24 protein-coding genes are annotated in these 21005 nt (G+C 71.5%); 9 read left to right on the top strand and 15 right to left on the bottom strand.

Translation table 11 applies throughout. The features are described 5' to 3' along the window. Window positions 1-3: 3 nt before the first annotated feature. Genes BKD30_RS12540 through BKD30_RS12520 form a run of 5 tightly spaced genes read right to left on the bottom strand, consistent with a single transcriptional unit; the run spans window position 4 to window position 5466 of the window. A complete protein-coding gene (locus tag BKD30_RS12540) occupies window positions 4-1725 on the bottom strand; it encodes a CTP synthase (protein WP_076705086.1) in 1722 nt (573 codons plus the stop codon). Continuing rightward, window positions 1722-3440: a DNA repair protein RecN gene (recN, locus tag BKD30_RS12535; RefSeq protein WP_076705084.1), complete on the bottom strand. Its 1719-nt coding sequence runs from the start codon at window positions 3438-3440 to the stop codon at window positions 1722-1724. The genes BKD30_RS12540 and recN overlap by 4 nt, the downstream gene beginning before the upstream one ends. Next, window positions 3437-4459 carry an NAD kinase gene (locus BKD30_RS12530; RefSeq protein ID WP_076705082.1) on the bottom strand — a complete coding sequence of 341 codons (1023 nt, stop codon included), beginning with the start codon at window positions 4457-4459 and terminating at the stop codon, window positions 3437-3439. The genes recN and BKD30_RS12530 overlap by 4 nt, the downstream gene beginning before the upstream one ends. A gap of 24 nt (window positions 4460-4483) precedes the next feature. Beyond that, window positions 4484-5239, bottom strand: coding sequence for a TlyA family RNA methyltransferase (locus BKD30_RS12525; protein WP_076705146.1), 756 nt, complete (start codon window positions 5237-5239; stop codon window positions 4484-4486). Window positions 5240-5247: 8 nt separating this feature from the next. Then, window positions 5248-5466, bottom strand: coding sequence for a hypothetical protein (locus tag BKD30_RS12520; protein WP_076705080.1), 219 nt, complete (start codon window positions 5464-5466; stop codon window positions 5248-5250). Between the two features lie 73 nt (window positions 5467-5539). On the opposite strand from BKD30_RS12520, the gene BKD30_RS12515 reads away from it, so the two are divergent. The 3 genes from BKD30_RS12515 to BKD30_RS12505 all read left to right on the top strand — a co-directional run bounded on the left by BKD30_RS12515 (window position 5540) and on the right by BKD30_RS12505 (window position 8345). Further along, window positions 5540-6298, top strand: coding sequence for an EAL domain-containing protein (locus BKD30_RS12515; RefSeq protein ID WP_235861687.1), 759 nt, complete (start codon window positions 5540-5542; stop codon window positions 6296-6298). Between the two features lie 77 nt (window positions 6299-6375). Further along, a complete protein-coding gene (locus BKD30_RS12510) occupies window positions 6376-7329 on the top strand; it encodes a carbohydrate ABC transporter permease (RefSeq protein WP_076705076.1) in 954 nt (317 codons plus the stop codon). A 113-nt stretch (window positions 7330-7442) separates the two neighbouring features. Then, complete coding sequence (locus BKD30_RS12505; RefSeq protein ID WP_076705143.1) at window positions 7443-8345, top strand: carbohydrate ABC transporter permease; 903 nt, start codon at window positions 7443-7445, stop codon at window positions 8343-8345. A gap of 136 nt (window positions 8346-8481) precedes the next feature. Here BKD30_RS12505 and BKD30_RS12500 read toward each other — a convergent pair whose 3' ends face one another. From BKD30_RS12500 to BKD30_RS12480, 6 genes are all read right to left on the bottom strand, one after another. Beyond that, the gene (locus tag BKD30_RS12500) at window positions 8482-9858 is read right to left on the bottom strand and encodes an ABC transporter substrate-binding protein (RefSeq protein ID WP_076705074.1); all 1377 of its coding nucleotides are present in this window, start codon (window positions 9856-9858) and stop codon (window positions 8482-8484) included. A 379-nt stretch (window positions 9859-10237) separates the two neighbouring features. Then, the gene (locus BKD30_RS12495; protein ID WP_173893130.1) at window positions 10238-11224 is read right to left on the bottom strand and encodes an HAD-IIA family hydrolase; all 987 of its coding nucleotides are present in this window, start codon (window positions 11222-11224) and stop codon (window positions 10238-10240) included. After that, window positions 11221-12162, bottom strand: coding sequence for an ICP22 family protein (locus BKD30_RS12490; RefSeq protein ID WP_235861684.1), 942 nt, complete (start codon window positions 12160-12162; stop codon window positions 11221-11223). Before BKD30_RS12490 ends, BKD30_RS12495 begins: the two co-directional genes overlap by 4 nt. Continuing rightward, complete coding sequence (locus BKD30_RS16770) at window positions 12096-12725, bottom strand: hypothetical protein (protein ID WP_235861683.1); 630 nt, start codon at window positions 12723-12725, stop codon at window positions 12096-12098. The genes BKD30_RS12490 and BKD30_RS16770 overlap by 67 nt, the downstream gene beginning before the upstream one ends. Window positions 12726-12883: 158 nt before the next feature. Next, window positions 12884-13384 (bottom strand): SRPBCC family protein, encoded by a 501-nt coding sequence (locus BKD30_RS12485; protein ID WP_076705072.1) that lies wholly within the window; start codon window positions 13382-13384, stop codon window positions 12884-12886. 14 nt (window positions 13385-13398) lie between these two features. Next, window positions 13399-13644: a DUF2630 family protein gene (locus BKD30_RS12480; RefSeq protein WP_076705070.1), complete on the bottom strand. Its 246-nt coding sequence runs from the start codon at window positions 13642-13644 to the stop codon at window positions 13399-13401. 103 nt (window positions 13645-13747) lie between these two features. On the opposite strand from BKD30_RS12480, the gene BKD30_RS12475 reads away from it, so the two are divergent. From BKD30_RS12475 to BKD30_RS12460, 4 genes are all read left to right on the top strand, one after another. Continuing rightward, on the top strand, window positions 13748-14026 hold the full coding sequence (locus BKD30_RS12475) for a mycoredoxin (protein ID WP_076705068.1): 279 nt from the start codon (window positions 13748-13750) through the stop codon (window positions 14024-14026). 51 nt (window positions 14027-14077) lie between these two features. Next, window positions 14078-14659 (top strand): hypothetical protein, encoded by a 582-nt coding sequence (locus BKD30_RS16155; RefSeq protein ID WP_076705066.1) that lies wholly within the window; start codon window positions 14078-14080, stop codon window positions 14657-14659. A 74-nt stretch (window positions 14660-14733) separates the two neighbouring features. After that, a complete protein-coding gene (locus BKD30_RS12465) occupies window positions 14734-15819 on the top strand; it encodes an S-(hydroxymethyl)mycothiol dehydrogenase (protein ID WP_076705064.1) in 1086 nt (361 codons plus the stop codon). Continuing rightward, a complete protein-coding gene (locus BKD30_RS12460; RefSeq protein WP_076705062.1) occupies window positions 15816-16445 on the top strand; it encodes an MBL fold metallo-hydrolase in 630 nt (209 codons plus the stop codon). The genes BKD30_RS12465 and BKD30_RS12460 overlap by 4 nt, the downstream gene beginning before the upstream one ends. Window positions 16446-16466: 21 nt before the next feature. Here the strand turns inward: BKD30_RS12460 and BKD30_RS12455 are convergent, their stop codons facing one another. After that, complete coding sequence (locus BKD30_RS12455; RefSeq protein WP_235861682.1) at window positions 16467-17279, bottom strand: thioesterase family protein; 813 nt, start codon at window positions 17277-17279, stop codon at window positions 16467-16469. A gap of 62 nt (window positions 17280-17341) precedes the next feature. Next, complete coding sequence (locus BKD30_RS12450) at window positions 17342-18058, bottom strand: lipoyl protein ligase domain-containing protein (protein WP_235861680.1); 717 nt, start codon at window positions 18056-18058, stop codon at window positions 17342-17344. Window positions 18059-18147: 89 nt separating this feature from the next. Between BKD30_RS12450 and BKD30_RS12445 the strand changes: the two genes are divergently transcribed. Beyond that, window positions 18148-18789, top strand: coding sequence for an HhH-GDP family DNA glycosylase (locus tag BKD30_RS12445; RefSeq protein ID WP_076705056.1), 642 nt, complete (start codon window positions 18148-18150; stop codon window positions 18787-18789). Here the strand turns inward: BKD30_RS12445 and BKD30_RS12440 are convergent. Both BKD30_RS12440 and BKD30_RS12435 read right to left on the bottom strand, forming a co-directional pair. After that, complete coding sequence (locus tag BKD30_RS12440; RefSeq protein WP_076705054.1) at window positions 18776-19774, bottom strand: DNA topoisomerase IB; 999 nt, start codon at window positions 19772-19774, stop codon at window positions 18776-18778. The genes BKD30_RS12445 and BKD30_RS12440 overlap by 14 nt on opposite strands. 1 nt (window position 19775) lies before the next feature. Further along, complete coding sequence (locus BKD30_RS12435; RefSeq protein ID WP_076705052.1) at window positions 19776-20624, bottom strand: SDR family oxidoreductase; 849 nt, start codon at window positions 20622-20624, stop codon at window positions 19776-19778. An 85-nt stretch (window positions 20625-20709) separates the two neighbouring features. Here BKD30_RS12435 and BKD30_RS12430 point away from each other — a divergent pair, with 85 nt between their 5' ends. Continuing rightward, entirely contained in the window at window positions 20710-21000 is a 291-nt protein-coding gene (locus BKD30_RS12430; protein ID WP_076705050.1) for a DUF6480 family protein, read from the top strand. Window positions 21001-21005: the final 5 nt, after the last annotated feature.

Here is a 21005-nt window from a genome sequence, read left to right as displayed (position 1 = left end):
CGTTCAGTCCACCTCCACCAGACGGCCGTCCCGCTGGCGTTGCAGGGCGGCCTGCACGAGACCGGAGAACAGGGGGTGCGGGCGGGTCGGGCGCGAGGAGAGCTCCGGATGCGCCTGCGTGCCCACGTAGTAGGGGTGCACGTCGCGCGGCAGCTCGACGTACTCGACCAGTTCCCGGTCCGGGGACAGACCGGAGAAGACGAGCCCGGCGTCGGCGATCTGCTGCCGGAACTCGTTGTTCACCTCGTACCGGTGCCGGTGCCGCTCGGAGGCCGACGTCGACCCGTACACCGCCGAGACGATGGACCCCTCGGTCAGGTGCGCCGGGTACAGCCCGAGTCGCATGGTGCCGCCCATGTCGCCCTGACCGGCGACGATGCTCTTCTGCTCGGCCATGGTGGCGATCACCGGGTGCGTCGAGTCGGATTCGAACTCGCTGGAGGACGCGTCCGCCCAGCCGACCACGTTCCGGGCGTACTCGATCACCATGCACTGCAGGCCCAGGCACAGCCCGAGCGCGGGCACCTGGTTCTCGCGGGCGTACCGCAGGGCCCCGAGCTTGCCCTCCAGGCCGCGGATGCCGAAGCCGCCGGGCACGCAGATCGCGTCGGCGCCCTCCAGCGCGCGGCGGGCGCCGTCGGGGGTCGCGCACTCGTCCGAGCGGACCCACCGCAGGGTCACCTTCGCGTCCGTGGCGAATCCGCCGGCGCGCAGGGCCTCGGTGACCGAGAGGTAGGCGTCGGGCAGATCGATGTACTTGCCGACGAGGGCGATCTCGACGTCGTGCCGGGGGTGGTGCACGGCCTCGAGCAGCCGGTCCCAGTCGCCCCAGTCCACGTCCTTGAAGGACAGGCCGAGGTGCCGCACGATGTACGCGTCCAGGCCCTGGGCGTGCAGGGTCTTGGGGATGTCGTAGATGCTCGGCGCGTCCGGGCAGGCGATGACCGCCTCGGGGTCGACGTCGCACGCGCGGCCGATCTTGATCTGCATCGCCTCCGGGACGGGCCGGTCGGCGCGCAGCACGATCGCGTCCGGCTGGATGCCGATGCTGCGCAGCGCCGCGACGGAGTGCTGGGTGGGTTTGGTCTTCATCTCCTGGGACGGGCCGATGTACGGCACCAGGGACACGTGCAGGAAGAACACGTTGGCCCGGCCGACGTCCTGCCGGACCTGCCGGGCGGCCTCGAGGAAGGGCTGCGACTCGATGTCACCGACGGTGCCGCCGATCTCGGTGATGATGATGTCCGGCGCGTGGGGGCCGGTGGCGGCGAACCGCATCCGGCTCTTGATCTCGTCCGTGATGTGCGGGATGACCTGGACGGTGTCGCCGAGGTACTCGCCGCGCCGCTCCTTCGCGATGACGGACGAGTACACCTGCCCGGTGGTCACGTTGGAGGAGGCGTTGAGGTTCTCGTCGAGGAACCGCTCGTAGTGCCCGATGTCCAGGTCGGTCTCGGCGCCGTCGTCGGTGACGAACACCTCACCGTGCTGGAACGGGTTCATGGTGCCCGGGTCCACGTTCAGGTACGGATCGAGCTTCTGCATGGTCACGGACAGGCCGCGCTTGCGCAGCAGGTGACCGAGGCTGGAGGCGGTCAAACCCTTGCCGAGGGAGGACGCCACACCCCCCGTCACGAAGATGTGACGCGTCATCGTGGACGAGCCGCCGGTCGGGGTTCCGCTGTGTGTATTCGTTCGCTGCACCACGGGGTTCGAGCCTATCAGGCGCGCGCGGCCTGGAGCAGTTCCCGGGCGTGCGCGCGCGCCGTCTCGGACTGCTCCTGCCCGGCGAGCATGCGGGCCAGTTCGACGACGCGGTCCTCGTCGGCGAGCACGGAGACGTCGCTGGTGGTCACCCCGGCGCCCGGGTCGGAGGTCTTGAGCACCCGGACGTGCCGGTCGGCGAAGGCGGCCACCTGCGGCAGGTGGGTGACGACGATCACCTGCACGTGCCGGGCGAGTCGGGCGAGCCGGCGGCCGATCTCGACGGCGGCCTTGCCGCCGACGCCGGCGTCGACCTCGTCGAACACGAAGGTCGGCACGGGGTCCGCTTCGGCGAGCACGACCTCCAGCGCCAGCATCACGCGGGAGAGCTCACCGCCGGAGGCGCCCTTGCCGAGCGGCCGGGGGGCGGACCCGGCGTGGGGCTGGAGCAGCAGGGCGATTTCGTCGGCGCCGTGCGGACCCGGCTGCCCGCCGCCCTCGACCCGGACGACGAGGGTCGCATCCTTCATCGCCAGGGCGGTCAGTTCGGTGGTGACGGCGCCGGCCAGGCGGTCCGCGGCGGCGGTGCGCAGCTCGGTGACCCGGGCGGCCTGCGCGGTCACGGTCCCGGCCGCCTCGGCGACCTCGGCCCGCAGCGCTTCGATCCGGCTGCTGTCGTCGGTCAGCTCGTCGAGCCGGGCACGGGAGGTCGCCGCCCACGCCAGCACCTCGTCGATGGTGGACCCGTACCGGCGGGTCAGGGTGGTCAGGGCGGCGCGCCGGTCCTCGACCTCGGCGAGCCGGGCCGGGCCGCTCTCGTCCAGCCGGGCGGAATAACCGGCCAGGTCGGAGGCGATGTCGGCGACCAGGTACCCCACCTCGGCGACGCGTTTCGCGGCGGCGGCGATCTCCTCGTCGTCCCCGGACTCCGCGTCCAGGGCCCGGCGGGCCGCGTCGACCAGCCGGGCGACGTCGGGCGCGTCGTCGGCCCCGTCGGAGACGAGCGCCTGGTGCGCGGTGAGCGCGGCGACGCGCAGCTGTTCGATGTTGCCGAGCTTGAGGGATTCCGCGCGCAGCGCCTCGTCCTCCCCCGGCTGCGGGTCGGTGGTGTCGATCTCCTCGAGCGCGGTCTGCAGGTTCTCGGCCTCGCGCAGCCGTTCCCGCTGGTGCTCGGTCACCTCGGTCAGGGCCGCCGCGGCGGCGGCGTGCCGGCGCCACGTGCGCCGGTACTCCCCCAGGGCGGCCGCGAGCTCGGGCCCGGCGAACGCGTCGAGCGCGGTGCGCTGCGCGGCCGGGGACGCCAGGCGCAACTGGTCGGACTGCCCGTGCACGGCGACCAGGTGGTTGCCCATCCCGGCGAGGACGCCGATGGGCACGGTCCGGCCGCCGGCGTGCGCGCGGCTGCGGCCCTCCGCGCTGACCGTGCGCGCGATCAGCAGCTCCAGCCCGTCACCGGTGTCCTCGACGGCGGCGCCGGCGTCGTCGGCGGCGGCGCTGATCGCGTCGGTCGCTGCGGTGCCGGGGGCGAGCCGGACGGTGGACTCGACGACGGCGGAACCGGCACCGGCCCGCACCGCACCGGGGTCGGCGCGGGCACCGAGCAGCAGGCCCAGCGCCGTGACGACCATGGTCTTGCCCGCGCCGGTCTCGCCGGTGACGACGGTCAGACCGGGACCGAGCGGCAGGGTCGCCTCGGTGATCACCCCGAGGTCACGGATCCGGATCTCCTCGATCATCGGGGCGCCTCCGAGGTATCCGCGGCAGCGCCCGGAACAGCGCCAGCAGTGCTCGCGTCGTCGCCCGCGGCGGCAACCGGATCCAGCACGACCGGCACCTGTCCCGTCCCCGGGTGGGTGACCATCGGCCCACGCCAGCCACTCGTGGGCAGCGAGAACTTGCGCACCAGCCGCTCGGAGAACGGCGCGGGGTGGGTGCGGGCGAGCCGGACCGGTGTCGCGGAGCGGGTCACCTCGATCCGGGAACCGGTGGGGACCTCGGTCGCGCGCCGGCCGTCGCACCAGAGCACCCCGGAGGCGTCGGTGCGGTCGAGCACCTCGACCGCCAGCGTGGAGGTGGGGGCGACGACGAGCGGCTTGGCGAACAACGCGTGGGCGCTCAGCGGCACCATCAGCAGCGCCTCCACCTCGGGCCACACCACGGGTCCGCCGGCGGAGAACGCGTACGCGGTGGACCCGGTCGGGGTCGCCATCACCACACCGTCGCACCCGAACGTGCTGATCGGGCGGCCGTCGACCTCCATCACGACCTCGATCATCCGCGCCCGGTCGGACTTCTCCACGCTGGCCTCGTTCAGGGCCCAGTTGTGGTCCACCTGCCGACCGTCACGCCAGACCACGACGTCGATGGTCATCCGCTCCTCGATGTCGTAGGCGCGTTCGACGACCAGGCGGATGCTCTCGGCCAGGTCCGTGCGGTCGCTCTCGGCGAGGAAGCCGACGTGCCCGAGGTTGACCCCGAGCAACGGAACGGCCGAGTGCCGGACCAGTTCGGCGGACCGCAGGATCGTCCCGTCCCCGCCGAGCACCATGCCCAGTTCGATCTCGGCCAGGCTGACGTGTTCGTTGAGGATCTCACTGCAGTCGACCGTCACGCCGACGTCGGCCAGGGCGTCGTGATCCGTGCGGGTGAGCACCGCGGCGAGCCCGGCCTCGCGCAGCTGCTGGGCCGCGGTCACCGTCGCGTCGATGGCGTCGGGGCGTCCGGTGTGCGGCAACAGCAGGATGCGACGGGTCATGTTCCGATGGTAGGCGCAGCCGCCTCAGGCGCCGGCGCGGGCGCCGAGCCAGAGGAAGAACTCGACGTTGCCGTCCTGGCCGGGCAGCGGGCTGGTCGCCTCGCCGCGGAGGGTGAGTCCGGCGTCCCGCGCGGCGGCGGCGACGCCGTCGACCGCCTCCCGTCGGTCCGTGGCCGAGACGACGACGCCGCCCTTGCCGAGCCGGGACCGGCCCACCTCGAACTGCGGTTTGACCATGAGCAACAGGTCCCCGCCCGGCCCGGTGGCGGCCGCGAGCGGCTCGACGACCAGGCGCAGCGAGATGAAGGACAGGTCGGCCACGGTCAGCTCCACCGGGCCCCCGATGTCCTCGGGCGTGAGCCGGCGGATGTTCAGGCCCTCGACGACGCGCACCCGGGGGTCGGCGCGCAACTGCGGCACCAGCTGGCCGTGCCCGACGTCGACGGCGGCCACCTCCCGGGCGCCGGCCCGCAGCAGCACGTCGGTGAAGCCGCCGGTGGAGGCACCGGCGTCCAGGCAGCGCCGGCCCCGGACCTGCACGTCGGGGAAGGCGCGCAGCGCGCCGGCGAGCTTGCGCCCGGCCCGGCTGACGTACTCCTCCGCGGTGGCGCTGACGGTCACGTCGTCGCCCGCACCGATCCCGGCGGAGGGTTTCCTCGCGGGTGTCCCGTTGACGGTGACCCGGCCCGCACGGACCAGGCCGGCGGCGTGGGTCCGGGAACGGGCCAGGCCACGGGCGACCAGCTCGACGTCGAGCCGGTTCAGGAGGCCGCGGTTCACGAGCCGGTTCACGAGGGGGACGGGCGCGGGCCCTCGGGGGCATCGAGTTCGGCGGTGAGCGCGGCGTGCAGGCCCTGGTAGAGGTCGGCGGGGTCCTCTGCGGCGCCGGTGCGGACGTCGTCGAGCCGCTCGAGGATGCCGCGGACGGCGTCGTCCCGGATCGCCGGGTCGTCCACCTCCGGTAGGTCGGGCCAGCCGTCCCGATCACTCTCGTCGCGCTCGTTCACGCTCGCCAGTCTAGAAGGCCCGCGTTCCGCGCGGCGCCGGGCGTGCGCCGACCTGGACCGCTATTCTCACCGGGTGAGTGGCTCCCGAGGTGCATGCGGCGGATGCCGGAGCGGCGACGCGTCGGACATCGCCTTCTCCATGGCGTTCCAGCCGATCGTCGACGTCGTCACGTCCGCTCCATTCGCCTACGAGGCGCTGGTGCGCGGACCCGAGGGCCAGGGGGCGATGACGGTCCTGGGCCAGGTGACCGACGGCAACCGTTACGGCTTCGACCAGGCCTGCCGGGTGACGGCGATCCGCACGGCGATGGCCGCGGGGATCGCCGACACGGGCGCCCGGCTGTCCATCAACTTCCTGCCCAACGCCGTGTACTCCCCCACGGCGTGCATCCAGCTGACCCTGCGCACGGCCGCGGAACACGCCTTCCCGCTCGACCGGCTGATCTTCGAATTCACCGAGAACGAGCAGATGGTCTCGCCCGATCACATCGAGGCGATCATCAGCACCTACCGCGACTTCGGGTTCGCCGTGGCCGTCGACGACTTCGGCGCCGGGCACTCCGGGCTGGACCTGTTCGCCCGCTTCGCCACCGACATGGTGAAGCTGGACATGGACCTGATCCGCGGCATCGACACCGACCCACGGCGGCGAGCGGTGGTCCGGGCCGTGCTCGGCCTGTGCGAGGAGCTCGGCACGCTGCTGATCGCCGAGGGCATCGAGACGGCGGCGGAGGCACGGACGCTGCGCGACCTCGGGATCCGGTACATGCAGGGCTTCCTGTTCGCCCGGCCCGCGTTCGAGCGCCTTCCCGACATCGACGTCGTGTTCTGACGGCGAACGACGACGACGATCCGCGCGGCGTCGCGCCCGGCGTGACGGCGCCGTCGTCAGTAAGTACGCTTCACGACATGAACGCTACTTCGCTGACGACGCGGTCGCGGACGGGCGAGCGTCCTCGGATGTCCCGGCTGCGGCGCCGCGAGGCGATCGCCGGTTACCTGTTCATCTCGCCGTGGATCGTCGGCTTCCTCGTCTTCACCGTCGGGGCGATGGCGTACAGCCTCGTGATCTCGTTCAGCCGCTACAACCTGGCCACGAACATCGCGCGCCCGGTCGGCACCCGCAACTACGAACTGCTCTTCGCCGACCCGAAGGTCGCCACGTCGCTGGCGAACACCCTGTACTACGCGATCATGGCGGTGCCGCTGGAGATCTGCTTCGCCCTCCTGCTGGCCCTGGTGCTGTCCCGGGTCGGCCGCGGCGCCGGGTTCTTCCGGTCGGTGTTCTACCTGCCGAAGATGACGCCGGCGGTCGCGACGGCGTCGGTGTTCCTGCTGCTGCTCAACGGCAACACGGGGGCGATCAACCAGGCGCTCGGCGTGTTCGGCATCCCGGGTCCGCAGTGGCTGGTGGACCCGACGTGGGTCAAGCCCTCGATCGTGTTGATGACGCTGTGGGGCGTCTCGGGCACCATGGTGATCTTCCTGGCGGCGCTGAAGGCCGTGCCGACGGACCTGTACGAGGCCGCCGAGCTGGACGGCGCCGGCCCGGTACGGCGGTTCTTCGCCATCACCGTGCCGATGATCTCCCCCACCATCTTCTTCAACGTCATCGTCCTGACCATCGCGGCGCTGCAGGTGTTCGACTCGGCCTACCTGCTGTTCTGGCGGGACCAGTCGAACGCGTCCCCCGAGGCGTCCCTGTTCTACGCCATCTACCTGTTCCAGCAGGCGTTCCGGGACTTCAACTTCGGCTTCGCCTCGGCGATGGCGTGGCTGCTGTTCGTCATCATCATGCTGATCAGCCTGATCCAGACCCGGCTCGCGAAACGCTGGGTCTACTACGAGGGAGGCGCACAGTGAGCGAGCGGACAGAATCCCGGCGGCAGCAGCGTGTCGCCTCCGGAGCCGTCGTCGGCGGCACGACGGCGACGACCGACGCCGGAGTCGGCACCGGCGGACACGTACCCTCCTCCGTGCTCGTCGCGGCACCGGGCGGAGCGCCGGTCGAGCGGCCCGACCGAACCCGGGAACGGCGCCGCGTCCGACCGGCCACCGTCCTCCTGTGGGTGCTGCTCGCGGCGTTCAGCGCCCTGTTCCTCTACCCGCTGGTGTGGCTGCTCGCGGCGAGCCTGAAGCCGCGCGGGGAGGTGTTCGACAACCGCCTGATCCCTCAGACGTTCACCCCGGAGAACTACGTGCAGGTGTGGCAGCAACTGCCCCTGCTCAGCTGGCTGCTCAACAGCGTGCTGATCGCGGTGCTCGCGGCGGGCCTGGTCACCATCTCCAGCGCCGTCGTCGCCTTCGGCTTCGCCTACTTCCGCTTCCCCGGCCGGAACCTGCTGTTCGGGCTGGTCCTGGCGACCATGATGCTGCCCGGCGCCGTCACCATGGTGCCGCAGTACCTGATCTGGAAGAACCTCGGGGTGCTGGGCACCTGGATCCCGTTGTTCGGCATGAACCTGTTCGGGTCGGCGTTCTACATCTTCCTGCAGCGCCAGTTCTTCCTCGGCCTGCCGCGGGACCTGTTCGAGGCCGCGAGGATCGACGGCGCGAGTTACGTCGGCATGTTCCGCCGGATCGCGCTGCCGCTGTCGATCCCGTCGCTGGTGATCATCTTCATCTTCGAGTTCCAGGCCAGCTGGAACAACCTGCAGGCCGCGCTGATCTACCTCAACGCGGGCACCGCCGAGGGGTACACGGTGCCGCTGGGCATCGCCCGGGCGATGACGATGTACTCCCCGACCAACGGCGGCCACGGCGACTACCAGTTCGTCATGGTGGCGGCGCTGGTGGTCACCGTGCCGATGCTGCTGTTGTTCTCGTTCGCGCAGCGCTACTTCATCGAAGGTGTGGCCACCCAGGGCCGGAAGGGCTGAGCCCTCCCGCCTGAGTTAGCAGGTTCCGCCCGAACTCCGGGCTCTTCGAGCACATCCTTCGGGCGGGACCCGCTGACTCACCGACCCTTGCCAGCCGTCCGGCCCGGTGCCGTCGTGTCGAGCGTCGATCTACTGGTCAGCCCTGCGCGTCCTGGTTGTAGGAACGCATCGCGGCGGCCTGGGCGTCGGCGAGGGCCTGCTGCGCGGACTTCTGCCCGAGCAGCGCCGAGGTGATGGCGTTCTTCAGCTCGTTCTTGATCGCCTCGCCGGCGGGTGAGACGCCGATCGACCTGCCCTTGTCGACGACGTCGTAGTAGGTGCTGATCGCCTGGTCGAACCCGGTGTTGCCGCTGGGCTTGACGTACTTCTGCCGGATCGCCGTGTCCGCGGCCGGGGAACCGGTGAACAAGCCGGTGTTGATCGCGCCGGGCGTCTTGGCGAGCGTCTCGGACCGGGCCTTCGCGGCGGCGTCCCACGCCTGCTGGGTGACCAGGCTGAGGGCCCACGCGCACGCGGCGTCCGGGTTCTTCGCGGTGGCGGGGATGACGAAGGCGCTGCCGCCGGCGTAGGTGACGGGCTGACCGTCGCTGCCCTTGAACGGCACCGCCGAGATCTTCTCCTGCGCCACGTACGGGGACAGCACGTTCAGGTACCACTGGGCGTTGGCCTGCGCGCCCACCTGGTCCTTGACGAACTGGTTGTTCTTGCCGAAGGTGTCGAACGAGTCGGAGAAGCTCTTGATCTTCGCGTGACCGCCCTGGGCGTCGGAGATCTTCTTCAGGGTCTCGACGGCGGTGACGTTCATCGGGTCGTCCAGGGCCGGTTTACCGGTGTCGTCCATCAGCCTGCCGCCGCCGGCGATCAGCCACAGCTCGGGCTGCCCGGTGGCGACCGGGTCGAAACCGAGCCGGGTCGGTTTGCCCCCGCTGGCCTGGTACATCTTCTTCGCCGCGGCCACGAGCTGGTCGGGCTTGGAGGTGTCGATCTGGTCGGCCTTCACACCCGCCGCGTCCATCACCCGGGTGTTCGTGATGATGGCGGCGGGCTGGTAGAACTGCGGCACCGCCCACAGCTGGTTCTTGTACGTCACCGAGTCGGTGACGGCCGGGTAGAACTGCTTCGACGCGTCCACGTTCTGCGCGGCGTAGCACTGGTCCAGCGGCTTGATCAGGCCCTGCGCGGCGTAGGTGCCGACCAGCGCACGATCCATCTGCACGACGTCGGGCAGGTCGCCGGAGGCGGCGCGGGTGGTGAACTTCTGGGAGTCGAACGACGTCTGGTCCAGCTTGACCTGGACGCCGTTCAGCTGGCTCTGGGCGTAGGCCAGCCGGGCCTTGCCGACGTCGTCGGCGTTGTCGAAGGCCCAGGCGTTCAGGGTGCCCGAGGCGCTCGCTCCGAACGAGGGCGTGTCCGCGGCGTTCCCGCCGGACTGGCCACCGCCACCACCGCAGGCGGTCAGGGCGAGAGCGGACACCAGCAGTACGGCCGAGGCGGGCCGGACGGGGAACGACATCCTTGTCCTCCGATGTTCGGGCGGCAGACCGCCGGAGCGAGTGCGCAAAATCATCAGCACGTTGATGAGATGAAACGTAGACCAGCTCCCACGGGCCAGCAACTCACGCGGCGACTCGGCGCGTCACCTCGGCACAGGGCGTCGCCACAGCACGTCGCCACACCAGTCGGCACGGCGTCCGGTCTGGCGTCCGGTTTTTAGCGCCGCTGATCGCCGCAGGTCAAACGGACGGGAGGCATTGAAATCGCGAACGCGCCCTCCCTAGAGTGGCAAGCGGGTGGTCGGGCCTACTGGGGAGGCCCGGCCACCCCGGTCATCAGCCCGGCGTGGTGCGGACCGAGCGCGCGGGCCGGCCCGGTGGGTCAACCGAACCGCTGGGTCAACCGAACCGCAGGTCGGGCGTCGCGGCGTCCTGCGGGTGCGCCGCCCACCAGGCCGCACAGGCGGCGCGCCAGGCGTCGAGATCATCGTCGTCGCCGTCGACCAGCACGGCGTCACCGTCCACGCGGGCCCGAGCGGACCCGCACCGGAACCCGCCGTCGTCGGGCGTCGCCTCGGCCACGGGTCCGAACAGGTCGCGCAGGTCTGCCAGCAGCAGGTCGGGCCGCTGACCGGGGACGGCGGCGATGGCGGTCGTCGCGGAGTCGACCCCGGTCAGGACCAGGGCCGTGGTGAGGTCGGCGTTGTTGCCGCCGAGGATGTCGGTGTCCAGCCGGTCGCCGACGACCAGCGGTGCCGAGATCTCGAGTTCGGCCGCCGCCGCCCGGAACAGCGGCGCCTCGGGCTTTCCGGCCACCAGGGGGTCGACGTGCACGGCGGCCCGGACGGCGGCGACGAGAGTCCCGTTGCCGGGCGCGATGCCGCGGTCGCGCGGGATGGTCAGATCGGTGTTGGTGGCCACCCACAGTGCCCCGGCGTTGACGGCGTAGGCGGCTTCGGCGAGCTGGGTCCACCCGACCTGCGGGTCGAAACCCTGGATCACGGCGCTGGGTCGGTCCGTGGCCGAGGTCACGGGCACCAGTCCGACCCGCCGCACCTCCTCGGCCAGGTAGTCGCTGCCGGTGATCAGCACGATGTCCCCCGGCGCGAGCTTCTCCGCCAGCAAGCGCGCACCGGCCTGTGCGGAGGTGACGACGGTGCGCTCGCTGGCCGGTGCGCCCAGGTCGGTCAGGTGAGCGGCGACATCGTCCGGCGAGCGGGAGGCATTGTTGGTGACGTATCCGACCGCCACGCCCTCCTCGACGAGCCGGGTGAGGGATTCGACGGCGTGCGGGAGGGCGTTCGGACCGGCGTAGACGACGCCGTCCAGGTCGCACAGCACCCCGTCGAACCGGTCGATCAGCCGACCGCTGCGGTCACCGCTCACGCCATTGGCCCCGCATCCCGGTCAGGCCCGTTGCCCTGGTCGGTCGGTGCGTCGTTGGCCGAGCTGTCCGGGTCACCGACGCCGGCCGCGTTTTCGGCACCGGGATCGCTGTCCTCGGAGTCGGGCTCGGCGTCGGGCGCGCTGTCTTCGGAATCGCCGCCGGTGTCCTCGAAGTCGGCAGCGGCGTCGGGCGCGTCGGTGTCCGACGCATCGGCATCGCCGCCGGGCCCGCTGTCCGCGGAGTCGCCACCCGGCCCGGACTCGACGTCCCTCCGGTCGCCGTCGTACCGGTCGCGACGGGGTCTCTCCTCCGGCTCGTCCTCACCCAGATCGATGATGTCGGGCTCGGCGAAATCGCCGACACCGAGCGCCTGCTCGGCCCGCTCGGACTGCAGGCGCCAGCGCTCGGACTCCCCGGTCCGTCCGACGGCGTCGAGCGCATCGGCATAGGCCAGGAAGAGCCGGGGACTGAACGAGAAGGCGCGGTTGATGTCCAGTTGCGGGATCTCCAGCGTGGCCAGTGCTTCCTCCGACCGACCGAGATCGGCGTACGCGCCGGAGACGACCATGGCGACCTCCACCCGGGTGGCAGCGTCGAACGAGCCCACGTCCACGCTCCCGGCCAACTCGATCGCCTTCTCCGGCCGGCCGAGGCCACGTTCGCAGTCGGCCATCAGCGCGAGGTGCTCGTTCGAGCCGCTGATCCGACGGAACGTGCGCAACTCACGCAGCGCCTCCGCGAAGTCACCGGCCTCGTAGGCGGTGATGCCGACGGCCTCCCGGACCGCGGCGATCCGGCCGCCGCGCCGGCTTGCCGCCAGGGCGTGCGCGAACGCCAGTGCGGGGTCGACGTCGAGATACCGGCCGGCCATCACGAGGTGCTTGGCGACCCACTCCGCATTGGTCGACTCGAGCGTTCGCAGCTGGGCGCGGACCACCTTGTCCAGTTCGCTGCCGGTGACGTCCGGGTCGATGTCGGGCGACTTCGCCCGGTCCGGCTGGTTGGATCGCCGCAGGTCATGACGCGGAGCCTGCTGCTCACTGCCAGCCCGGTCGTCCCGACGGGGCCGGTCCCCACCCGCACGGTCATCGCGCCGAGGGCGGTCTTCCCACTGCCGACGGGGCCGGTCACTACCGGCACGGTCATCGCGCCGAGGGCGGTCTTCCCACTGCCGACGAGGCCGGTCACCGCCAGCACGGTCGTCCCGGCGCGGCCGGTCGCCACCAGCCCGGTCATCGCGCCGCGGCCGATCTTCCCACTGCCGCCGCGGACGGTCCCCACCAGCAGGGCCATCGCGCCGCGGACGGTCACTACCGGCCCGGTCATCGCGCCGGGGTCGGTCTTCCCACTGCCGACGAGGCCGGTCACTACCGGAACGATCATCCCGCCGCGGCCGATCTTCCCACTGCCGACGAGGCCGATCCCCACCGGCCCGGTCGTCCCGCCGTCCCCCGGAAGCGCCCGACCGATCGGACCCGCCAGGTCCGCGTCGAGGGCCACGCCCGGGTCGCTCGTCGTCGCCTGTGCCGTCAGCCATGTGTGTGTTCCATCCTTCGCGTTCGGCCTCGGCGCCCGTGGGCGGACCGCTCCCCTGATGCACGTGTGGTCGACCGCGGCCCGCGGAGTGGTGCGAGGGCCGCCGACGTCGACACCCGAGTCTAGTCGAGGTCCAGCCGGCCGCCGAGGAAGCGCACCAAGCGTTCGAAGGCGTCCGACCACGCGGCACTGGGTTGCCCGTCCTCCACCCGCCAGTTGACGGCGGTGCCCGTCGCCCCGCTCGGGAGCGCCGCATCGCCGAGCTCGACGAGGAGGGTCGAAGCCTGAAGGACGGGCGCGTCCGGCGACCAGTCGAGTTCGATCCACCGGTCCTGCTGCCAGCCGAGCGCCTGCGCCCACAGCGCCGTCTCGTTGCGGGGGCTGGTTTCCACCAACGCATCACCGTCGAACTCGAGATAGGTGTCCTCACCCCACGTGCTCACGTCGGTCAGGGGCCACCACAGGTGGATACTGTCCGTCATCGCCCGGAAGGCCACGTCGGCGGGGGCCGCGATCACGGCCGCCAGTTCGAGCGTCGGACGGCGCCCCGGGACGGGCGTCGGTTCGGCGGCCGGGGCGTGGGAGAACGGGGAGAAGACGGTCGGCTCGTCAGGGTCCGGCATCGGGTCCGGTCCGCTCAGTTCCGGTAGTTCTCCACCTCGGCAGCGGGACGCACGTGCGCCTGACCGGGGTCCTCCCCGAACTCGGCCTTGCCGCGCCGCTGCCGGAGCAGGTCCCAGCACTGGTCCAGCTCGGCCTCGACGGATCGGAGCCGCTGCTGGTTCTCGGCGGACTTGTCCGGGTTGTTGCGCAAGGCGTGTTCCTCCTCCATCAGTGCGTTGATGGAGGAGTTGATGGACGCGGTGCTGCTCTGGTCAGCCATGGGCCGAATCTAGCACCGGCCGCCCGCGGACGGCACCGGGAATGCCATCCCAGGGAAGTCCGTTGTCCACGACGAAACCGATCTCTCCCGGAAGGACACCCCGATGGCGCAGACCGCCGACATCACCGCGTACACCCCCGACGCCGGCTCGATCACCATGTTCTCGACGTCGTGGTGCGGGTACTGCCGTCGGCTGAAGTCCCAGCTCAGCGCCGACGGGATCGGCTTCACCGAGGTCAACATCGAGGAGACCCCCGGCACCGCCGAGCTGGTCGAAGCGATCAACAACGGCAATCAGACCGTCCCGACCGTGATCTTCCCGGACGGCACCAACGCGACGAATCCCTCCGCCAAGGAGGTCAAGGCCCGGTTGGCAGGCTGACCGTGCCGGCACCGGCCTGGATCCGAACCGAACTCCTGCCGGGTCAGGGCTATGCGGGTCACCGTCCGCTGTGCGTCGGATTCGGTACTCACGCACCGCGGCGCGCAGCTCAGGGAATCGGGCCTCCCACAGCTCGCGAGCACGCCGCGGCAACAACAGTTCACGCCACACCGCGACGAGCCGGTCGCGATTCAGGATGGCCACCTGGTCAACAACGGTTCCCTCCGCCACGGCCACCCGGTAGGCCAAGCCGACGCCGCCCTCCTCGTCCAGGTCGACCGTGCCGCCACCGGGCGCCCACAGCACCGCGTGAGACAGCTCGATGACGCCGCCCGCCGGACCCCTCAGCTCGTCCAGGCTCTGGGGAACCTCGTAGGGCTTCACGTCGCGGAAGAACACGCGACGCTCGGCCGGTGCCGCGCGGCGTTCACCAGCGTTCAGCAGCTCGACCCGTGCGGCGTCGATGACGTGCGCCAACCGGGCGCGGGCGTCCGAGACGGTCAACTCTGCCATGTGGATATCAAAGAACCTTCGAGCGACGTGTACAACAGCGCCGTGGAGACGTTGCACCACCTCGGCCAGCAGGCTTCCCACGCCGTGCCGGACCCGTCGACTCCCGCCCGGTCATCTTGAGCACGGTGCTCCGGGTCTTCCCTAGGATGGGCCGGACAGCGCACGCCATCGTCGTTCAGTGAGGAAGTCGCAGCATGGTTCACCGGGTCAAGGGCATCGTCGTCATGGGCAAGAACGAGCCGGTCTCCCTGCAGACCGTCCTGGTGCCGGATCCCGGCCCGGGTGAGGCGCTCGTCGACATCATCACCTGCGGAGTGTGCCACACCGATCTGCACTACAAGCTCGGCGGCATCAGCGACGACTACCCGTTCCTGCTCGGCCACGAGGCCACCGGCCGGGTGGCCGCGGTCGGTGAGGGCGTCACCGAGGTGGCCGCCGGGGACCGGGTGATCCTCAACTGGCGGGCCGTGTGCGGAGAATGCCGCGCGTGCCGCAAGGGCCAGCCGCAGTACTGCTTCAACACCCACAACGCGACCCAGAAGATGACCCTGGAGGACGGCACCGAACTGTCCCCCGCACTCGGCATCGGGGCGTTCATCGAGAAGACGCTGGTCGCCGCCGGGCAGTGCACGAAGATCGACGAGGAGTCCGACGCCGCCGCGGTGGGCCTGCTCGGCTGCGGCATCATGGCCGGCATCGGTGCGGCCATCAACACCGGCGCCGTCCAGCGCGGCGAGTCGGTGGCCGTGATCGGGTGCGGCGGCGTCGGCTGCGCCGCGATCGCCGGGGCGGCACTGGCCGGGGCGACGACGATCATCGCCGTCGACATCGACCCGCAGAAGCTCGCCAGGGCCGAGCAGCTCGGCGCCACGCACACCGTCAACTCGTCCGAGACGGGCCCGGTCGAGGCGATCCGGGCGCTGACCGGCGGGTTCGGGGCCGACGTCGTGATCGAGGCGGTCGGCCGGCCCGAGACCTACACCCAGGCCTTCTACGCGCGGGACCTGGCCGGCCGCGTCGTCCTCGTCGGCGTCCCGACCCCGGAGATGACGCTCGAGCTGCCGCTGCTGGACGTGTTCGGTCGCGGCGGGGCGCTCAAATCCTCCTGGTACGGCGACTGCCTGCCCTCGCGCGATTTCCCCATGCTGGTCGACCAGTACAAGCTCGGCCGGCTCGACCTCGACGCGTTCGTCACCGAGCGGATCGGCCTGGGCGACATCGAGTCGGCATTCGAGAAGATGCACGCCGGCACGGTGCTGCGCTCGGTGGTGGAACTGTGAGCGCCCGGATCGACAGCCTGGTCACCAGCGGCACGTTCTCCCTCGACGGCGGCACCTGGGACGTGGAGAACAACGTCTACCTGATCGGCGACGACGCCGAGTGCGTCGTCATCGACCCCGCGCACGACGCCGACGCGGTCGAGCGGGCGGTCGGCGCCCGCAGGGTGACCGCCATCCTGCTCACCCACGGGCACGACGACCACATCCGGCAGGTCGCCGACGTCAAGGCCCGGGTGGACGCCCCGGTGTACCTGCACGCGGACGACGCGGTGCTGTGGGAGCAGGTCTTCCCGGACGTCGCTCCTGATCACACGATCGAGGACGGGCAGCGGTTCACCGTCGCCGGCGCGACCCTGGAGGCGATCCACACGCCCGGCCACTCCCCCGGCTCGACCTGCTTCTCCTGGCCGGACGGCGCCGTGCTGTTCAGTGGGGACACCCTGTTCCAGGGCGGTCCCGGGGCGACGGGCCGGTCCTACAGCGACTTCGGCACCATCGTCGACTCCATCACGAACCGGCTGCTGACCCTGCCGCCGCAGACCCGGGTGCTGACCGGGCACGGCCCGGCGACGACGATCGGGGACGAGGCACCGCACCGGCAGGAGTGGATCGACCGCGGTCACTGACGTCGGTGACGAGCGAGCCTCTCAGGGGGTGGGCTGGTCCGCCCCGGGCACCTCGCGCAGCGTGAGGATCTGCAGGGACCGGCCGAAGGGCCCGTCCTCGTCGTGCAGCACGGTGGAGGTGACCCCGACGCCGTCGGGACCGAAGTCGACGGAGACGTCCAGCCCGAGCCAGCGGCCGGCCGGTTCGCGGAACAGGTGCAGCTGCAGGTCGACGTTGGGGAACACCCAGCCGCCGGCCGGGTGCACGCGGGTGGCGACCCCGTTCGCGGCGTCGGCCATGCCGACCAGGTGCTCCAGCGCGGTCGGCTCCTCGCCCTCCACCAGCGACAGGTCGGTGGTCAGCCAGACCCGGCCGCGGCCCGGGGCGTGATCGGGCAGCACCCGGCCGGTCAGGGACTCGATGAACCCGCCGCCCCACTTCTCCGTCATCGAGTACGGCTTGGCCTCGTCGGGGCCGGGCAGGGGTGGGACGGTCAGGCCGGCGACGGCGGCCGAATCGGTCGTCGCCAGCCGCCAGCCGGTGACCCGGACGACGGGCCGGCCGTTGGCGATCATCTCGGCCTGCACCAGTTCGATGGTGCGCCCGGGCCGCAGCGTCGTCGTCGTGATGGTGAACTCGCCGGCCGGGATCAGCCCGAGGATCTCGCACCCGATCCGCGCCAACCGCAGCCCCGGCCGGGGCTCGTGCCGCAGCAGTGCCCGGGTGAGCAGACCGGTGACCGGGGCCATGTGCTGCTCGTGGTCGTTCCAGGCGCCCTGCGCGGCCCGCGTGGACTCCCAGCGCCCGTCCCCGAGGTCGCGGTAGTAGCTGGTGGGGTTCTTCGACGCATTCACGCTGGTCACCGTACCAAGCCGACGTCGCGCCTCGCCGCGCGCACCTCGGTGGGACCCGATCCTCACCGCACGGTCAGGTCGGTGCGCTGCCCGTAGGCCCAGACGAGGTGCTCGAGGAACGCGTCCGGGGTCAGGGCCGGTACGAAGTCGGTGGCGGCGCCGATCGTGCCCGGATCCAGGTCCAGCTCCAGGTCCCGGTACACGTCGGTGATCAGGGTGCGCAGGGACGCGGTGTCCTCGATGCTGACCACCGCACTGATCAGCCACGCCCCCGCGACCACGCGCTGGGCGATCCCGACCAGTTTGGCCCGGTGCAGACCGTCGGTGCCGAACACGCTGTGCTCCCCGGCGCAGTACTCCCCGGGCAGTTCGCCGATGCCGGTGGTGACCCCGGCGTGCCCGAGGGCGGCGGCGATGACGCCGGAGAAGTCCTGATAGCGCTGCTGGGAGCCGACGATGGCGTCACCGTGGGGCTCGACGTGGTCGATCACGACGGCGCCGCGGTCGTACAGGGCGGCCCGGCCGCCGGATCTGCGGACCAGGGGGGCGTACCCGGCGTCCCGGCAGCGGTCCCGGGCCGCCGCGTACCCGGGCAGGCGCACGTCCCGCTGCCCGAATGCCGCCGTCGGCTGCGGCCGGTAGATCCGCACGGTGGGGGCGACGGCGCCGTCGCGCGCGGCGGAGAGCAGGTGCAGCGCGTAGTCGAGGTCCTCGCGCGCCCCGAAGGAGATGTCCTGCACGACGACGTCCAGGTGCTGGGTGAAGAGGCCGTCAGCCACGTCGGATCCTCCCGCCCTCGCCCGCATGCATGTCCACAGGATGCCACGCCCCCCTGTCCCGGCGGCCGAAGGCGCGACATCATGGGGGCATGGCCAGTCACGCGAGAACGGTCGACGCGCTCCTGGACACGTGCGGGACGACGTTCGCCGAGGAGGCGGGCATCACCCTGAAGGACACGCCGGCCCCGCTGTACCAGTTGCTCGTGCTCGCCACGCTGCTGTCCACGCGGATCAAGGCGGACATTGCGGTGGCGGCGGCCCGGGAGTTGTTCGAGGCGGGCTGGACGACGCCGGAGCACCTGCGGGAGTCGACGTGGCAGCAGCGGGTCGACGCCCTGGGCCGGGCGCACTACCGGCGGTACGATGAGGGCACGGCCACCCGGCTGGCCGAGGGCGCGGACCTGCTGCTGGACCGGTGGCACGGGGACCTGCGCCGGCTGCGGGACGAGGCCGAGGACACGGCGGGCGTGCTCCGCGCCCTGCAGGAGTTCCCCGGCATCGGCCCCACCGGCGCGGCGATCTTCTGCCGGGAGGCGCAGGGCGTGTGGCCGATGCTGGCCCCCTTCGCGGACCGCCGCGTCGCGGACGGCGCGAAGAAACTCGGCCTGCCCACGGACGAGCAGGAGCTCGCGGCGCTCGTCTCCGCCGAGGACCTGCCCGCCCTGGTCGCCGCCTGTGTGCGGGTAGCGCTCGACGACGACCTGGCCGAGCAGGTGCTCACCGCCGGCTGAGCAGCTGCACCGTCGCCCGGTCCGGGCTGATTCCCGTCTCGATCGTCCGGCCGCGGCGGAACCGGTTGACCACCCGCGGGTCGACGTAGCTGGAGCGCGCCATCGCCGGGGTGTTGTGCAGGGCCTCGGCGGTCTCCCGCATGGCCCGGGAGACGGCGCGGGCCTTGGCGCTGTCGGAGGAGGCCGCGCCGACCGTCTGCCCCGCGGCGGCGAGGCTGAGGGCCGCCGTCACCGTCCCCTTCCAGGTGCGGAAGTCCTTGGCGGTGAACTCGCCGCCGGCGATGTCGGCGATGTACCGGTTGATGTCCTCGCTGGTCAGCCCGACCCGCTTGCGCCCGACCCGGTAGGAGAGGAACCGCTTGTCCCCGCCCTGACCGCCGCGGTCGCGGGCGTAGTCGGCCAGCTGGTCGTCGTCGATCAGCAGGTCCCACTCCTTGCCGGACTTGCCCCGGAACTTCAGCCGCACGGTGTCAGTGTTCTCCTCCACCGACACGTGCCGGGCGAGCAGGGTGGACACCCCGTAGGACTTGTTGTCGCGGGCGTACTTCGAGCCGCCGATCCGCAGGGAGCCGTGGTCGAACAGCCTGACCGCCGCGGCCAGGCAGCGCAGCCGCTCGTCCTCACGCTGAGCGATGTCCCTCGAGACGGCGCGGCGGACCCGACTCATCCGGGAACCGAGGTCCAGGGAACGCTCGTACTTCTCGCTGGCGCGCCGGTCGGCCCACCGCTCGTGGTAGATGTACTGGCGCCGGCCGGCGGCGTCGGTGCCGATCGCCTGGATGTGCTCGCGGTCGGTCGGGGCGATCCACACGTCCTTCCAGGCCGGGGGGATGGCCAGAGCGTCGAACCGGGCCTTGAGCGCGTCGTCGGTGACGTTCGCGCCGTTCCAGTCGAGGTACTCGAAGCCCTTGCCGCGGCCCTTGCGGATGTAGCCGGGACCGTTCGGCCGGGCACGCTTCAGGCGAGGGGTGGTTGTTCCGGCCACCTCAGGCGTCGCGCCAGTCGTCACTGGTCAGGTGGGAGCCCGCCTGGGGGCCCATCAGCAGCATGCCGCCGTCGACCGGCCAGGATGCGCCGGTGACGTAGCTCGCGGCGGGCGAGGCGAGGAAGGCGACGACGGCGGCGATCTCGTCGGGACTGCCGGGCCGGCCGAGCGGGATCCCGGGGCGCTTCTCGCGGAAGGCGTCCTGCGCCTCGGCGTCGTTCATCGGCGTGGCGATCTCGCCGGGCGCGACGGCGTTGACGGTGATGTCGTGTCGGCCCAGTTCCAGGGCCATGGTCTTGACCAGGCCGCCGAGGCCGTGCTTGGAGACGTCGTAGGCGGTCGCCCCCACGCGTGGCTGGGTCTCGTGCACGCTGGTGATGACGACGATCCGGCCGCCCTCACCGCCGTCGGCCATCCGCCGAGCAGCGCGCTGCAGACAGACGAAGGCGCCGGTGAGATTGGTGTCGACGGTGCTGCGCCAGGTGTCCAGGGTCAGGTCGAGGAAGGGGACGCCGTCGCCCGTGCCGGAGTTGTTGACGAACACGTCCAGGCCGCCCAGGTCGTCGGCGAGGGCGTCGATGACGTCCCCGACGCTCAAGAGGTCACTGGTGTCGAGCTGCCGGACGGCGGCCTGCCGACCGGCGTCGCGGACGGCCTTCGCGGTCGCCTCGGCGCCGTCCTGGTCGGAGTGCCACGTGATACCGACGTCCATGCCCGCGCGGGCCAGGGCGATGGCCGTCGATCGGCCGATGCCCGAATCGGATCCGGTGACGATGGCTCGGCGCGGGGTGAAGGGCACGGCATGCTCCTGGGGGTCGACGACGACGCCGACCGGACGGCCGCGCCTCATCAGTATGCTTTCGAACCGGAGACGATCGTGCAAGAGTGGACGGGACGATCAGCATGGACGCTCCCCTGCATGTGGAGGTTATCCGGTGAGCAACAACCCCGACCCGGAGGAACAACGCCTCCCCGGACTCGAGCCGGGCGGCGGTGTGCCCCCGGGTGAGACGCCGCCCGCCGCGGACAGCATGAGCGGCGACCTCGGCCACGAGGAAGGTGGGGGCAAGAACAATCTGGCGTTCAACACGACGTGGCTCGTGGTGATCGGCGTGGTCGTCGCGCTGGTGCTGCTCTTCTTCATCGGCCGCGCGGTCGGCCTGTTCGGTGCGACGAGCGGCTCCGGCACGGTGCTGGTCCCGGGAGTCGCCGAGCTGCTTCGGTAGATCCG

This window comes from Tersicoccus phoenicis, assembly GCF_001968835.1.
Taxonomy (GTDB): domain Bacteria; phylum Actinomycetota; class Actinomycetes; order Actinomycetales; family Micrococcaceae; genus Tersicoccus; species Tersicoccus phoenicis.
Note: the sequence above shows the minus strand (reverse complement) of the source record. Positions and strands in the feature narration are given on the sequence as shown.